The 14,824-nt window shown below is 41.0% G+C and carries 14 protein-coding genes; 8 read left to right on the top strand and 6 right to left on the bottom strand.

Annotated elements, in window-relative coordinates:
- Positions 1-95 precede the first annotated feature (95 nt).
- Positions 96-2,828, bottom strand: coding sequence for a T9SS sorting signal type C domain-containing protein (locus Q0K96_RS06725; protein WP_297333239.1), 2,733 nt, complete (start codon positions 2,826-2,828; stop codon positions 96-98).
- A 303-nt stretch (positions 2,829-3,131) separates the two neighbouring features.
- On the opposite strand from Q0K96_RS06725, the gene Q0K96_RS06720 reads away from it, so the two are divergent.
- The gene (locus Q0K96_RS06720; protein WP_297333238.1) at positions 3,132-3,530 is read left to right on the top strand and encodes a hypothetical protein; all 399 of its coding nucleotides are present in this window, start codon (positions 3,132-3,134) and stop codon (positions 3,528-3,530) included.
- On the opposite strand, the gene Q0K96_RS06715 is transcribed toward Q0K96_RS06720, so the two are convergent.
- The 4 genes from Q0K96_RS06715 to dapF form a co-directional block, all read right to left on the bottom strand.
- Complete coding sequence (locus Q0K96_RS06715; protein WP_297333241.1) at positions 3,527-4,180, bottom strand: peptidoglycan-binding protein LysM; 654 nt, start codon at positions 4,178-4,180, stop codon at positions 3,527-3,529. The two genes, Q0K96_RS06720 and Q0K96_RS06715, sit on opposite strands and share 4 nt — an antisense overlap.
- Positions 4,181-4,446: 266 nt before the next feature.
- Positions 4,447-5,487 carry an endolytic transglycosylase MltG gene (gene mltG, locus Q0K96_RS06710; RefSeq protein ID WP_297333237.1) on the bottom strand — a complete coding sequence of 347 codons (1,041 nt, stop codon included), beginning with the start codon at positions 5,485-5,487 and terminating at the stop codon, positions 4,447-4,449.
- Between the two features lie 11 nt (positions 5,488-5,498).
- Positions 5,499-6,029, bottom strand: a complete 531-nt coding sequence (locus Q0K96_RS06705) for a GNAT family N-acetyltransferase (RefSeq protein WP_297333236.1) — start codon at positions 6,027-6,029, stop codon at positions 5,499-5,501.
- Positions 6,023-6,805, bottom strand: a complete 783-nt coding sequence (dapF, locus tag Q0K96_RS06700; RefSeq protein ID WP_297333235.1) for a diaminopimelate epimerase — start codon at positions 6,803-6,805, stop codon at positions 6,023-6,025. Before dapF ends, Q0K96_RS06705 begins: the two co-directional genes overlap by 7 nt.
- 118 nt (positions 6,806-6,923) lie before the next feature.
- Here dapF and Q0K96_RS06695 point away from each other — a divergent pair, with 118 nt between their 5' ends.
- On the top strand, positions 6,924-8,315 hold the full coding sequence (locus tag Q0K96_RS06695; RefSeq protein ID WP_297333234.1) for a trypsin-like peptidase domain-containing protein: 1,392 nt from the start codon (positions 6,924-6,926) through the stop codon (positions 8,313-8,315).
- 138 nt (positions 8,316-8,453) lie between these two features.
- Complete coding sequence (locus tag Q0K96_RS06690) at positions 8,454-8,819, top strand: hypothetical protein (RefSeq protein WP_297333233.1); 366 nt, start codon at positions 8,454-8,456, stop codon at positions 8,817-8,819.
- 75 nt (positions 8,820-8,894) lie between these two features.
- Here the strand turns inward: Q0K96_RS06690 and Q0K96_RS06685 are convergent, their stop codons facing one another.
- Positions 8,895-9,410, bottom strand: coding sequence for a hypothetical protein (locus tag Q0K96_RS06685; protein WP_297333232.1), 516 nt, complete (start codon positions 9,408-9,410; stop codon positions 8,895-8,897).
- A 101-nt stretch (positions 9,411-9,511) separates the two neighbouring features.
- On the opposite strand from Q0K96_RS06685, the gene Q0K96_RS06680 reads away from it, so the two are divergent.
- From Q0K96_RS06680 to Q0K96_RS06660, 5 genes are all read left to right on the top strand, one after another.
- The gene (locus tag Q0K96_RS06680; RefSeq protein ID WP_297333231.1) at positions 9,512-10,081 is read left to right on the top strand and encodes a DUF1543 domain-containing protein; all 570 of its coding nucleotides are present in this window, start codon (positions 9,512-9,514) and stop codon (positions 10,079-10,081) included.
- 116 nt (positions 10,082-10,197) lie between these two features.
- The gene (locus tag Q0K96_RS06675; protein WP_297333230.1) at positions 10,198-10,737 is read left to right on the top strand and encodes a hypothetical protein; all 540 of its coding nucleotides are present in this window, start codon (positions 10,198-10,200) and stop codon (positions 10,735-10,737) included.
- 27 nt (positions 10,738-10,764) lie between these two features.
- Positions 10,765-11,823: a nucleoid-associated protein gene (locus Q0K96_RS06670; RefSeq protein ID WP_297333229.1), complete on the top strand. Its 1,059-nt coding sequence runs from the start codon at positions 10,765-10,767 to the stop codon at positions 11,821-11,823.
- 131 nt (positions 11,824-11,954) lie between these two features.
- On the top strand, positions 11,955-13,817 hold the full coding sequence (locus tag Q0K96_RS06665; protein ID WP_297333228.1) for a hypothetical protein: 1,863 nt from the start codon (positions 11,955-11,957) through the stop codon (positions 13,815-13,817).
- An 84-nt stretch (positions 13,818-13,901) separates the two neighbouring features.
- Positions 13,902-14,813, top strand: a complete 912-nt coding sequence (locus Q0K96_RS06660; RefSeq protein ID WP_297333227.1) for an ATP-binding cassette domain-containing protein — start codon at positions 13,902-13,904, stop codon at positions 14,811-14,813.
- Positions 14,814-14,824 lie beyond the last annotated feature (11 nt).

The raw sequence follows: 14,824 nt of genomic DNA, 5'->3' as shown, positions 1-14,824 counted from the left end.
GTATTATCATTTTTAACGCAATTAATAGTATTCATTTTACGAATAAAAAAAGCCCTTTCGTGAGAAGGGCTTTTTTATTTTTATAAAAGGTTTACTTAGTGTATAATTTTCTTTACAACACTTCCCTTATCTGTTGTTATAGTAACTATAAGCATTTGGTTTTGCTGCCTTAAGCCTGTAATAGTTGTTTTACCGGAATCAATATTATTCCGCTGAAAAATTTCCCTTCCGTGAATATCAAATATTTTAACCGCAGAAAGCTGTGTATTAAAGGCATCTATGGTTATAGCACCGCCGTTTTGGTAAAGCACAACCTTATTTTCGCTTGATGCAAATAAGGTATTATCAAGTGCCGATAAAGAGAATAATATCTCAAACCTGTCGTTTACCTGCCCTGCCCCTGCTGTAAATGTGTAGCTGCTTTCTTTAAGGTTTACAACCTGTTGCTGCTCTAAATCTTTAAGATATATTTCATCTATATTCGTAAAAGCGCCATCTAAACTGTTAAGTTCAATAGTATATTCACCCGGCTGTAGCACACTAAATCCGACAGGAACAACATCATCAGCATTAAATTCGCCCCTTGCCTGTACAGATAGGTTTTCTCCCATGGCAGTTGTGTAAAGGGCTATAGGGCCATCGTTTGCCGAGCGCCCGTCCCAGCCATAATCTATACCTGTTGTTGTTTGTGCATTATAGGCTATTGCTGCCTGGCTAAACTCGCCGTTAACGCCTGTAAAGTTGAGCCAAAGGCGTGATATAGTTTCACTTTCATTATTTTGCGCCACACGGAAAAACTGCCCGTTATTGGCTATTGCACGCATACTGTTATTAAACACCAAAGGGCTGCTGTCAACTTTTACAAAAAAGCCCTGCCCCGGGTTAATTACCCAGTTTGCCGGATTACCCGTAAAGGTATCTGAACCTGTGTCGCCACCCGGAGCCGTGTTAGCAACATAAGCAGCCATGGTTACTGTGGCATAGGTAGAGGTGGTTGCAGAGGTATCATTACGTTTCCTGAAAAAGTAAAGCGCCGATCCCGGTTCTATAATACCTGTATTTTCGGTATAAAAGTCGTGTATATTAATAGGTGAAGGATATGGGTTACCCACCATATTAAATCCGTTGGCAGTATTAGCCACAGGAACCGTTATCTCACCATTGTTGAGTGTACCCGTAAAGTTACCTGCCCATTGTACACCCGGCGTTTCACTGCTCACAAAAGGAGGGTGATTATTGGGCATACGGATAAGATAGCCATACCCGGGTTCAAAATCGGTAACAGCAGGATTTAAGCCTGTATATATATCTAGGTTTTCGCTGTAACTGTAAAAACGTGTCGGCACAGTCATTGGCGAAAAATCAAGCAGGTTTTGTCCTTCTACCGGAGCCGACCAAATGGTATAATCAAGCCTGTAAAGCGGCGAACTATTTTTAGTAACCTGTGCAGTACCGGTATTAGCTACATCATTAACCTGTATAAGGTTTGCATTATCATGTATTATAAATTCACCACCTTCTTCAATGTCAACGGCATTTGTTACAATAAGGTTTCCGCCGCTTTCTATAGTAATGCCTGCATTACTTAAAACAGTAATACTTCCTGCTTCTGCAGTAACACCGTCGGCAATCATTGGCAGTACAGTGTTTTCGTCAACAACCACATCATCATCATCCGAAGGCACACCTCCGCACCAGTTGCCGGGGTTGCTCCAGTCGTTGTCAACAGCGCCCGTCCAGGTATTCGGATTTATGATTACCGACCTTACCGTAGAGTACTGCACACTACATACACCGCTTTGCACTACAGCCCTGTAATAGGTAGTCTGGGTAACATTGCTGAAATTATAAGATGCCGTTGTGTTGGTTATCTGTGTTACAGCGGAACTGAAATCAGCTACCGGAGAAGACTCCCACCTGATAATACTGCCTGTATGCCCTGTAAGGGTAAAAGTACCGCTGTTTGAGGTTGTACAGAACGTAAAGCCGCTGCTTAATGTGCCCCCGACAGTTTGCGGATTTACAGTTATGGCAACAGACGAGGAATTTTGCTCTGAACATACACCGCTTTTAACTACAGCCCTGAAGTAAGTTGTCTGGGTTAATGAGCCAATTTGTGCCGAAGTTAATGTAGTTGAAGTATTGGCAATATCGGTAACACCTGATGTAAAATCAGCTGAAGTTGAGCGCTGCCACTTTACAACACTTCCGGTATGTCCGGCCAGTGTAAGGTTTGCAGGTGCAGTTCCTGTACAAATTGTTTGTGCAGAAGATACTGTGCCACCAACAGTTTGCGCATCTACCGTAAAGTAGGCTTTGTAATTTGCACCATTATTACTGGCAAAAGCAGTACCCCCCTGGCAGGTTATGCTGGCATCTGAATATACCTCGAAAGTATAGTTACCGGCAGATAATCCTGCTAAAAGGTTGGTATTAAAATCAAGCTTTTGCCACCTTTGGTTTACGCATCCACCCGAAGAATTCTCACTGAAATAATTTAGAGCATTGGAAACAAAAGACCCGCCGGAAGTTCCGGTTTGGTAAATGCGATAATAAAGCCTCGTACTGGTAAGGTCGCAGCCGTTGCATTTAAAAACATTATGCTCAGCTCCTTTAAAGATTAAGGCATTGGTATTACCTGCACAAAAAGCACCGAGTTGTGCATCATTAAAATCATAATTGCCAGTGTTGGCATTAAGATCATAATACAGGTTACTGCTATTGTTTATACTTAAAACAATATAAGTTGTATTAAAACCTGCACTTTGTGCTATAGCCTCCCCTCCTGCGGCTATCAGCATCAATAACAACAGTATTCTTTGTATCATAATATGGCTAAGTTAAATATTAAATAAAAGTAACTATTTTAATGATACAAAATTAACACAACTGCACATACCAATTTTCTACAACGTTTTCGTGTTAATAATTTATATTTTTTATGTTAGAATAATGCGATTGTAGTTAATTGTGATTAATCAAATTCGGTTATAGCTCTATATTAAAAAACATCATTTCCTATTAACAGATTGTTAATTTAACATAGAGATTAACAGGAATACTTGAAAATCAGCAAATAAAGATGTAACTTTACGACTTACACCTATAACACAACTAAAACTACACCTACCATGAATTTCCTACCGGAAACCATTATTGCCTTTGTAGTGCTGGCCGGTATTATTATTTACACAATTACCGCTAAAGCCTACAGGAAAAGAAAGGTTAAGCTGCTGGCAAAGTACAGGCAGGCAAGAACTAAATCTATACAATACCAGGACACCCTTAGCGCTTATATACTTAAGCACAATGCACAGCATGAGGCTTTTGTACAAGGTGCCACTTATGGTGAATACTTAAAGCAACTGCAAAAGCACCACATTAAAAACCTGTCTGAAAAAGGATATCAAAGATTAAGGCGTTCGCCTGTGCTTATAAAGCAAAACCTGAAAAAACTGGAACGGGAGGAAGCATGGCTTAAAGAAGCCGGTAAGCACCTTTCTATGTTACGCGAAAAAGAAACAGCTTAGTCAGTCTTTACCTTCGGGTTGGGGTTAGCTATGATATTTGAAGTATCATAACCTCCAAACTTCTTGATATAGCTTTTAAGCGAGGTGCCAAAGCCATCCCTGAAACCGTTTTTACCGTTGCTTTTAAGGAAGTTTTTTACAGAGCCTGCCCCGGCAAGGTGCGCAGCAGCCAAAAGCCCTGATTCGGTTATTTTAATGCCCTGTATAACCCTGCCTTCATAGCGGGATATTTCATGGCGAAGTTCCCACTTGTTTTTGGCTAAAAGCGCCTTAAACGCTTTTTCCTGCAGCATGGGGCTGTTTAAAAATTCTTTGGTGTTTGTTATGCCTATGGCACGTAGTGTAGTTTTGCCAAACTGGTACTTGCCCATATATCCGTACGGATTAACCAGTTTGTATAAGCCCTGCGATTCTTTTATCGCTATAGCCTGCTTAAAGCCTATATATGATTTTCCCGTAAAAGGAACTGTTACCTTTGCTGTTTCGTCTATTTCAGGAACATCAGGAACGGTATAATTATAAACTTCATCTTCGGCTAAATGAAAGCCTTCTATTTTACCAAACTGTTTTGCCTTTGTTAAAGTAAACGAAGAACTAACGGCCCCTATAAAAATGGCAAGCCCTACAAAATACATCCACTTCTTTATCATATATGGTGTTTTCTCACCGCCTGTCACACTGGTGAATTTCACAGCCGGCAAATATACAATAAAATTATTTAATTGAAAAACAACACTTTACAGCAAGCAGTTAACTTTAACATAACAACTCATCAAAATCATGGCTACAATATTTCTGCTAAACCCTTACAAATGTTAGGCTAACGGGTTTTGACAACTGCAGCAGTTTTGTGACAAATTTTAACACAAAAAAACCGATGATGAACATCGGTTTTTCTTTTGACTTTACAATTTATTTACCTTACAATTCCGAGTTTCTGAACCCAGGCATGGTATTTTCTTGCGTTTTCCTGGTGCTGTGCCGCTGTAACGGCAAACTCATGATAACCGGGCTTTGTTGTACTGGCGCAGAAATAAATGTAATTGTGCTTTTCTGCATTTAGCACCGCATCTATAGCAGAGATATCCGGCATGGCAATAGGCCCTGGCGGTACCCCTTGGTTTTTATAGGTGTTATATGGCGAATCTATCACAAGGTCTTTATTAAGTACCCTTTTTATAACCTGGTCAAAATCGCCTGATTGTCTTTTAATGGCATAAATTACGGTAGGGTCGGCTTCCAGCTTCATGCCCTTCTGAAGGCGGTTTAGGTAAACCCCTGCTACACGCGGACGCTCATCTTCCTTTACAGTTTCTTTATGAACAATAGCGGCAAGGCTCGATACCTCCAGCGGTGTCATGTTAAGCCTCTCGGCTTTGGCAAGCCTTTCTTCATTCCAGAATTTACGGTATTCCTTAGCCAGCTTTTCTCTTACCTTAAGTGCGGAAGTGTCCCAGAAAAACTCATACGTATTAGGGATAAACATGCTTAACAGGTTATCTTCAGTAAAGCCATTTTCGTCAAGAAAATTTTTATGGGTAAAAACCTTAAGCAGCGTAAGGCTGTCCGGCTCTATCTGCTGTGCTATACGGCCTATGGCACGATCTAATGTTTCCTGGTTGTTGAATGATATATTTACCGGAACGGGCTGGCGCAAAGCGTTAATGATATCATTGCTGTTCATGCCCCTTTTAAGTATAAACTTACCCGACTTAACGTATTGCGGATAGGACTTTTTATCGGCAACCATATTAAAACGCTCCATGTCGGCAATATAGGGCTTCACGCTATCCTGCACCTGGCTGAATGTGGCACCTTTAGGAATGTAAACAGCTACCCTGTCTTCAGAAAAAGCTGTGTTTTCAGAAAAGATATCTTTATAAACAAGATACCCGTAAATGCTGCCGCCAATAACCACAACCAGCGATACCAGCGCAATAATCTTTCTTAGTTTCAATTGATGATGTATTAATTTTTTTTGATTAACTGATAAAATGCCTCGTCATAAAAAACACCGTCCCTTTTATTCCAGCCTTTTTTTACGCCTGTACATTCGAAGCCAAAATTAGTAAAAAGCGAAACACTTGCAGCATTCGCTATATCTATATTTGCATAAAGCTGGTGCACTTGCAGCCTGTTAAACGCATATTGTATAACCAACCCCAACGCTTCGGCACCGTAACCTTTGCCGCGCTGTGCCTCATCCTGAATTATTATGCCCACACCTGCCCTTTGGTTTAAAGGGTCAAATTCAAAAAGATCTATAAGGCCAATAGCTTCTGTTTCGCCATTTAAGCAAATAGCGAGCCGCAGCTGCTTGGCTTCAAATATATCCTGATGGGCGTTTTCGAGGTACTGCCTTATCAAAAAACGACTGTACGGAGCTATGGTATTACTTACCTGCCATACCTTTTCATTATTTTCAAGGCGGTATATAAACTCAAGGTCTTCAGGCTCTAATGCCCGCAGGTAGATGGTATTTCCGGTTAAGGTTACCATTCTGCCTCTCCTTTAAAAACATAAGTGGCAGGGCCTGTAAGGTAGATATCGGTAAAATATTTCCCTTCCTGCTTAAAAGAAACTTTCAGCAGTCCGCCCGGTGTTTGCAGCCTTATAGTAGTAGCGGTTGTTTTATTCAGTACCTTCATGGCAATGGCTACGGCAGTAACGCCGGTACCGCATGATAGGGTTTCATCTTCTACCCCACGCTCATAAGTACGCACTGAAAATTTGTCATCTTCATTCTGGTTAACAAAGTTCACGTTAGAGCCTTTATCGCCATACATGCCGCTGTAACGTATGCTGGCCCCGATTGCCTTAACATTCATCCTGCCTAAATCGTCTGTCATTTCTACATGGTGGGGAGAGCCTGTATCCAAAAAAACATAATCTTCATAAACCGTAACGGTATTTACATCTTTCATGTGCAGTGATACCATTCCGTCTTCCTGTATAAGGGCATGATGCTTGCCATCTACCGCAATAAAATCGGCCTCATCATCAATTACACCTAAAAGGTTTGCAAAGGCAACAATGCACCGCCCGCCGTTTCCGCACATACTGCTTTCATTTCCATCAGCGTTATAATATACCATACGAAAATCGGCATCACTTGCGTTTTCCAGTAGTATAAGCCCATCGGCACCAATGCCAAACCTGCGGTCGCACAGTTGGTTTACAAGTTTGGTATCATTTTTGGGAAATGTATTATCGCGGTTATCAACCATTATAAAATCGTTTCCTGTACCCTGGTATTTGTAAAATGTATGTGGCATTTAATTAAAATGTATCAGGTACAAAAATAACAAATAATCGGCTGGTAACCACAGCAACTTACTATAGTAAAATAGAACTTTAACTATTAACCGTTTTAATTAAATACTGTTTACAAAAATGAAAAAATTTTCAGGCTTACTTCTTGTGGCACTGCTTAGCGGAGCCACCACGCTTGGGGGTTATAAATTGATATTTGACGAAGATGTAAACAATACTTCTGCCTTATCAGTTGCCCCGGCACAAAACAACTATACCAGAACTGTTGGTTATGGCGCAGAGAATATCGATTTTACCGCCGCTGCCGACCAGGCTGTGCATACAGTAGTTCACGTTAAGAACGTGTCTTACTCTACTGCACCCACCAACCCCTTTATGGAATTCTTTTATGGCTACCGCGGCGGTGAGCAGCAGGCGCAGGTAGGCACCGGCTCGGGGGTTATAATTACTGAAGATGGTTATATTGTAACCAACAACCACGTAATACAAAATGCATCTGAACTTGAAGTTACCCTTAACAACAATAAGTCGTATAAAGCGCGATTAGTAGGTACCGACTCTAAAATGGATATTGCGCTGCTTAAGGTAGATACCAATGAAAAACTGCCTTATGCCACTTTTGGTAATTCTGACAATATTAAAGTTGGCGAATGGGTGCTTGCGGTTGGTAACCCCTATAACCTTACCTCTACCGTTACAGCAGGTATTGTGTCGGCAAAGGCACGTAATTTAACAAAAGACGGATTGCAGTCTTTTATACAGACAGATGCTGCCGTTAACCCGGGTAACAGCGGTGGCGCACTGGTTAATACCCGCGGTGAGCTTATTGGTATTAACACGCTGATAACTTCTATGACGGGATCTTATGTGGGATATTCGTTTGCTGTACCCTCTAACGTGGCACGCAAGATTATTGAAGACATAATGGAATATGGTAATGTGCAGCGAGGTGTGCTTGGTGTGCAGGGTGGCGAGCTTAACGCTTCGGTATCTAAAGAGCTTGGTATTAATGAAACCAACGGGTTTTATGTAAACAGCGTGGTTAAAGGATCGGGGGCAGAAAAAGCAGGTATTAAAAAAGGTGATATCATTGTAGAGATTGATAACAGGGCCGTAAACGGATTCTCTGACCTTAACGCAGCTATTGTTACCAAAAGGCCTGATGATGTGGTAAGGGTTGGTATTAACCGCGATGGCAGCATGATTACCCTACCGGTAAAGCTGTCTAAAAATGAGATATATTCCTATAGCGGCTTAGACCTTGAAGACCTTACCGCTGCCGAGAAAAAAAGCCTTAAGCTAAATTATGGCGTAAGGATTAAAGAAATAACCGATGAGCGCTTTATGCCTTATTATGAAGACCTTAAAGGTGGTATTATACTCAGCATTGATAATATTAAAGCTAAAGATATAGAGACTGTTTCGGATGTGCTGTCATCTAAAGGGCCAAATGAAAAAACCCGTGTAGAGATGGTAACAAAAAACGGCCAGCTTGTACGCTTTTACATATAACAACATATAATGTAGTAGATATTATAAGCCCCCTGCAATTGCAGGGGGCTTTTGTTTTACACAACATAATAATAACGTTTGCGTAAACACCTGCACAGCATGGTTTGGTAATTTTGGCGCAAAAGCACATCATTTATAATGAGGAAAAGAACTGTACGCAGACTGGAATACTTTCTTCACTTTTTAACGGCGTTACTGTTACTGATAAAAGGTATACACGAAATAAGCAAAGGGCTTTATTATCCGGGAATAATAATAGCAGGGCTTTCGGTAACCGTTTTTACAATAATACTTTTCTGGAGGAAACTCAAAATAAAGCCGAAACAGGCACGGGTTATCTGCTGGTACCTTGAGGCTCCTGCCCTGCTGTTAAGCTCTTATATGCTGTATCTCGAAAAAAAGGAATTTATGCCTTACCTGTTCTTTCTTGCTGCGGTTATGTATCCGGCAATGGGCTTTATTTCTTCCAAAAAATTTAAAAGGCTTCGCAAATCAACTTCCTGAATTTAAAAAAAATAAAGTAAAAGGGGCTGCCTCACTTAGAGACAGCCCCCTTTATTATAGTAACACTATTATATATTATCTCTTTTCTATACCATCAATTGTCCTTACCTCTGCGCCCGCATCATTAAGTGCACTCATCACGGCATCATAATCGGATGTATCAATGTCATTTACAAATGCAGCAGGAACAATTACAATCCTGAAAGACTGGTTATTGATAAACTCAGGAGCAAAAGACAGGTCAAAATTTGCATCAGCATAAATTAAAACATCATTGGCTGTAAAGTTAAAGTCATAATCAACTTCATCGCCACCACTTAAATATAGTGTCCTGGGTATTTGCTGCCATGCAGAAAAGCCATCATCAATTACATTTCTGTAAACAAGTATAACGTCCGATTCAAAAATAGCAGGGTTTAACGGATAAAGTAGCTGGTAACGTCCTGTATTATTATCAAATGTCAGGTTAACATTACTTAGCTGTATGTTTTCACCAATGGTGTCATTATCTACATAAACATCGTCGTCGTTGTTACAAGAGGTGAAAGTTAGTGTGCTTACCACTGATAAAAGTAAAAATATCTTTTTCATGTTATAAAGTTTATTGTTAGTATTACGTTTCCAAAAACTGAACCAAAAAATCACTGGGTGCTAATTTTTTTAAAATTTTATTTAATTTACCTTTGTTTATTATGGAGCAAAATCTCAAATTATACATGGTTTTACTGGGCTGCACACCCAAAGGCCGTTTAACCGAGCAGCACGATATTTTTTTTGGCATCGGCACTTCGGTACAGGAACTGATACCGCAAATGTATAACTTTTGGCCCGACGGCGGGCAATTGCACATAGATGCGTGGCGCGAGGTAACAAAGGTTAACGGTTACAGTATTACCATAGCGCAGGCACAGGCAATACAACAGGAGCAAAAGCTTTTTTTTATTAATCTTGGCGGCTATAAAGCCGGAGATTTTGAAGAGTACCACTATAAAACCCTGATAGCTGCAAACACTATGGGCGAAGCGGTTAAGGCTGCAAAGCAGTCTGCCTTTTATAAGCACTATAACCTTAAAGGCGGGGGCGAATCGCACATAGATGATAAATTTGCGCTTGATGCCGACGACCTGCACAATGTTCAGGATGTGCTGCCTGAAAATGTAAAGCAGCAATACTCAATTATTCTCACTCCCGCTCCTGCTAAACAGGCAGATGAACTGCATATAGGCTATACCAAAATAGGCAAAAAGCCTCATTCCGTTTAGCTTAAAAATTATAGTTGTAACAGCATTGACCCGGCCTTATTTAAAAATTCGGGAAATGCAAAAATGATATTTAAGAATTAAAATTTTACCTTTGGAGCTCATTTAAAACACATGCCATGATATATAAATTCAGAGTAATTCTTGATGCGGAAGAAGATATTTTCAGGGATATTGCCATACAGGAAGAAGATACGCTGGAAGATTTGCACAATGCTATAGTAAATGCCTTTGGGTTTGACGGAATGGAGATAGCCTCTTTCTATACCTGCGATGAGAACTGGACACAGGAAGATGAAATACCGCTTTTTGATACCGGAGATGAGCCGGGTGAACAAAAAACAATGGCCGACTATTCGCTTAACAGTATCCTGACCGAAGAAAGCACTAAAATTATATATGTGTATGACTTCCTGAACATGTGGACGTTTTTTGTAGAGCTAGGCGCTATTGAAGAACCGGAAACCGGTGTAAGTTATCCTGACCTGTTGTTCTCGCACGGAATTATGCCGTTAAGCGCTCCCGATAAGAATTTTGAAGCTGCCGACGGAGAAAATATCTACAGCGACTTTGATGATGATTATGATGATGAAGACCTTGACATGTTTAACGATGATAACTTTGAAGATTTAGGGTTTGACGAAAGCAACTGGAATTAACAATGCCACTACATATCAGTATATAAAATGATTAACCTGTTTAACACACACATAGAGAACTTATCGGTACACCGTGTAGGTAATAAAAGCCGTAACGAAGCCATCTTTCTTTCAGAGCAGCCTTACGGGCTTAATGATGAAATTGTGCCGCTTTTAAAGGAATATTTCTTTAAGCCCTTTCGGGATAAGGAAGAAAACTACTTTCAGTTTGCGCACGATGTACATTTGGACTACCATGATATGTATACCCTTGCTACCGAAATTTTCAACAATCCCGGGGCAGTGCACGAAGTGTCTAAAAAAATTACAAAGCACCTTTTTGAGCAGTCTAACCACCCGCACATAAAAAACGGCGAGGTTTATATAGCTTATCTTACTAACGTAAGCATAGATAACAATGTTACCGATGCCATTGGTGTGTTTAAAAGTGAAATTAAAACCGACTTCCTTCAGTTTGAAGAAAGGGGCACTAACCTTGAGCTGTTGCTTCAGCAGGGCATTAACCTGAATAAGCTTGACAAAGGCTGCCTTATATTTAATTACAAAAAAGAAGAAGGCTATAAAATACTGACAATAGACAGTAACCGTTATGATGCCCGCTACTGGCTGGAGCATTTCCTTTCGGTTGACGCTTTTCAGGACGAAAATTTCATGACCAAAAAATACATGAAGTTTGTTCAGGATTTTGCCAAAGATGTGGTTTTACCGGCAGAAGACAAAAAAGAAGAGGTTATGTTCATGAATCGTTCTGTAAACTACTTTGCCAAGAACGATGAATTTGAAGAAACCAACTTTTTAAATGAAGTACTGGATAACCCCGACCTTATACCGGAGTTTAAACACTACAAAACAGAGCGTGCGCCAAAGTACAGCATAGAAGATGTTACTACCTTCCCTATTGCAAACGCGGCAGTAACCGATGCACGCAAAAAGATCAAGAACATTATTAATCTTGACACCAACATACAGATAAAGCTTGACTTTGTTAACCCCGAAAGCGCAGAGAAATTTGTTGAGAAAGGATGGGACGAAGAAAAACAAATGTACTATTACTTAGTATATTTTAATAAGGAGCAAAAAAGCTAATATGCAATACTGCCAGTTAAAAAGGAGCCATTTGGCTCCTTTTTTGTTAAACGCATGATAAATCTTACATTAAATACTGATTTTTTACGTTACTTCGTCAGAAAACTATAGCTAAGAAGAGGAGGCGTAAAATGTATTTGAGGATAAAGCTGCTGTTACTGCTGCTGTTGTGGTGCACGGTCCCTGTGGCTGCACAAAATAACCCTGCACAAAAAGATTCGGTAAAAGAAAAGCGCGATGCCATGTATAAAAGTATACAGGACTATTCTAAGCGCAGCAAGTTTACCAAATTTGTGCATAAGCTTATTTTTAAGCCGGTAAAAGAGAAATCTCCCTCTAACAACAGGAAAAAAGAAAAACAGCGCACGCCCGAAATGCAAAGCAATTACCAAAATTATGAAGGCCGCATAATACGTAATATAAAGATACAAACGCTTGACCCTTTCGGCTATTCTATATCCGATACTACCCGCCTGCCCGATACATGGCTTGAAAATGTTGGTAACAGCATCCACCTCAAAACAAAAGAGTTTACCATACGTAACCTGCTGCTGTTTAAACAGAACGAAAGGCTCGACTCCCTGCTCGTGGAAGAATCAGAACGCCTTATCCGTACACAGCGTTACACCCGCAGGGTAGATATAAAGCCAGTACCCATAGCCAACAGCAAAGATTCGATAGATATTTATGTTAGGGTGCTCGACTCATGGAGCCTTATACCAAATGGTTCTGCCTCCGGTACTGGCACACGCTTAGAAGTTACAGAGCGTAATTTTTTCGGGCTCGGGCATGAATTTGAAAACGATTTCGACAAGCGTTTCAATACCGGAGAAACCTCATACCTGGCACGCTACAGGGTACCCAATATTGTAAATACTTACATAGACGCCGAAATTATTTACCAGATATGGCGCAGCGACAATTCACTTAAAAGCGTTGGGGTGCAGCGGCAGTTCTTCTCACCTTTTACACGCTGGGCCGGAGGTGTTTATATGGAAGAAAGGCTGGTTCGCGATTCGCTGCCTGATGTGCAGGGTGTCTGGGCAATGCATAACCGTAAATCGGAAGCGCAGGACTACTGGGCAGGTTATTCGTTTAAAATATTTAAAGGCTTTACCGAAGAAGACCGCACCACGAACCTCATTACCACCGGTCGCTACTTTAACCAGAGCTTTAAAGAAAGGCCTTCGGCAGTTTATGACTCTATCAATTTTTATTCGGATGAAAAGCTTTACCTGGCAAGCGTGGGTGTTACCTCACGTAAGTTTGTGCAGGACAAATACCTCTTTAATTATGACATTGTAGAAGATATACCGATAGGTAAACTATATTCGGTTACTTTCGGTCGGCAGGATAAAAACTTTGAGCACCGGCTCTATCTCGGCGCACGTTATGCCTTTGGTAACCTGTATAAATGGGGGTACCTGAGTGCCAATGCAGAGGTTGGTTCCTTCCTGTATGATGAAGAACTTCAGCAAACGGTTTTCAGGCTGGATATGTTATACTTCAGTAACGTGCGCGACTGGGGTAACTGGCGTTTCAGGCACTTTATAAAACCGGTGCTGGTATTGGGTTATAACCGTATGCCTATTATAAAAGACCAGCTTAACCTTAACGGTAATACAGGCATAACCGGCTTTGACAGCCGCACTACCCTCGGCACAAAAAAACTGATGCTCACTTTCCAGACACAGTCGTATTCCCCGTGGAATTTATCCGGCTTCAGGCTTAACCCCTTTGCCAGCTTTACAATGGGTGTTATCGGCGACAATCATCATGACCTTTACAAAAGCCGGATCTACTCTAAAATTGGTGTGGGTTTGCTAATTTACAATGACTATCTCGTTTTTAACAGCTTTCAGTTGTCATTAGCCTATTTCCCCTCTATACCCGGCCAGGGCACTAATATCCTGCAAACCAACACCCTTAAAAATGATGATATACTATTGCCGAATTACCAGATTGGCAAACCGGTGACAGTACCTTATGAATAACATTCTTTTCTTTAAAAAATAAAATTGCGTAACATTATCGGGTATTGGTCGTCAAAATAAGTAACAAACTATAACAATCTTATTTTGGATACTATTTTAACCATCAATAACCTCGATAAAAGGTATGGCGCAGTACACGCTGTAAAAAATGCCTCTTTCGAAATCAAAAAAGGTAATGTTTACGGCATACTCGGCCCGAACGGCAGCGGAAAATCGACCACACTTGGCATTATACTTAATGTTGTAAACAAAACATCCGGCAATTACAGTTGGTTTGGCGGCAGGCTAGATACCCATAGCGCATTAAAAAAGGTTGGTGCCATTATAGAGCGCCCCAACTTTTACCCGTATATGACCGCTTACCAAAACCTTAAACTGGTATGCGACATTAAAGGCATACCCTACAGCAAAGTAGATGAAAAGCTGGACATTGTCGGGCTGCTGGAAAGAAAAGACAGTAAGTTCCGCACCTATTCTTTGGGTATGAAGCAAAGGCTGGCAATAGCCTCTGCCCTTTTAAACGACCCTGAGATACTGATACTGGATGAGCCTACCAATGGACTCGATCCGCAGGGCATTCGCCAGATAAGAGACATTATAAAACACATTGCCGCCACCGGCACTACTATATTGCTTGCCTCTCACCTGCTGGACGAGGTAGAAAAAGTGTGCAGCCACGTTGTGGTAATGCGCCGTGGTGAAGTGCTTTATACCGGCACCGTTAGCGGAATGACAGCTAATGAAGGCTTTTATGAACTCAAAGCTGCCGATATGCTTACGCTTAAAAGCGCATTGGAAGGGCACCCTGCCATTACAGCTACAGAGCAGAACGAAGACAAGCTGCTTGCATACCTTAACGCGCCGCTAAGTGGCAGCGAACTGAACCGCTACCTTTTTGAAAAGGGCATTTGCGCAGAACACCTTATACTGCGCAGGTACAGCCTAGAAGAGCAGTTTATCCAGCTTACATCTAACACCGCCACCACTAACCAATAACACTAAAATAA

This window comes from Flavobacterium sp. (genome assembly GCF_024305175.1).
Taxonomy (GTDB): domain Bacteria; phylum Bacteroidota; class Bacteroidia; order Flavobacteriales; family Flavobacteriaceae; genus Flavobacterium.
This window is presented reverse-complemented; position numbering and strand designations above follow the sequence as displayed.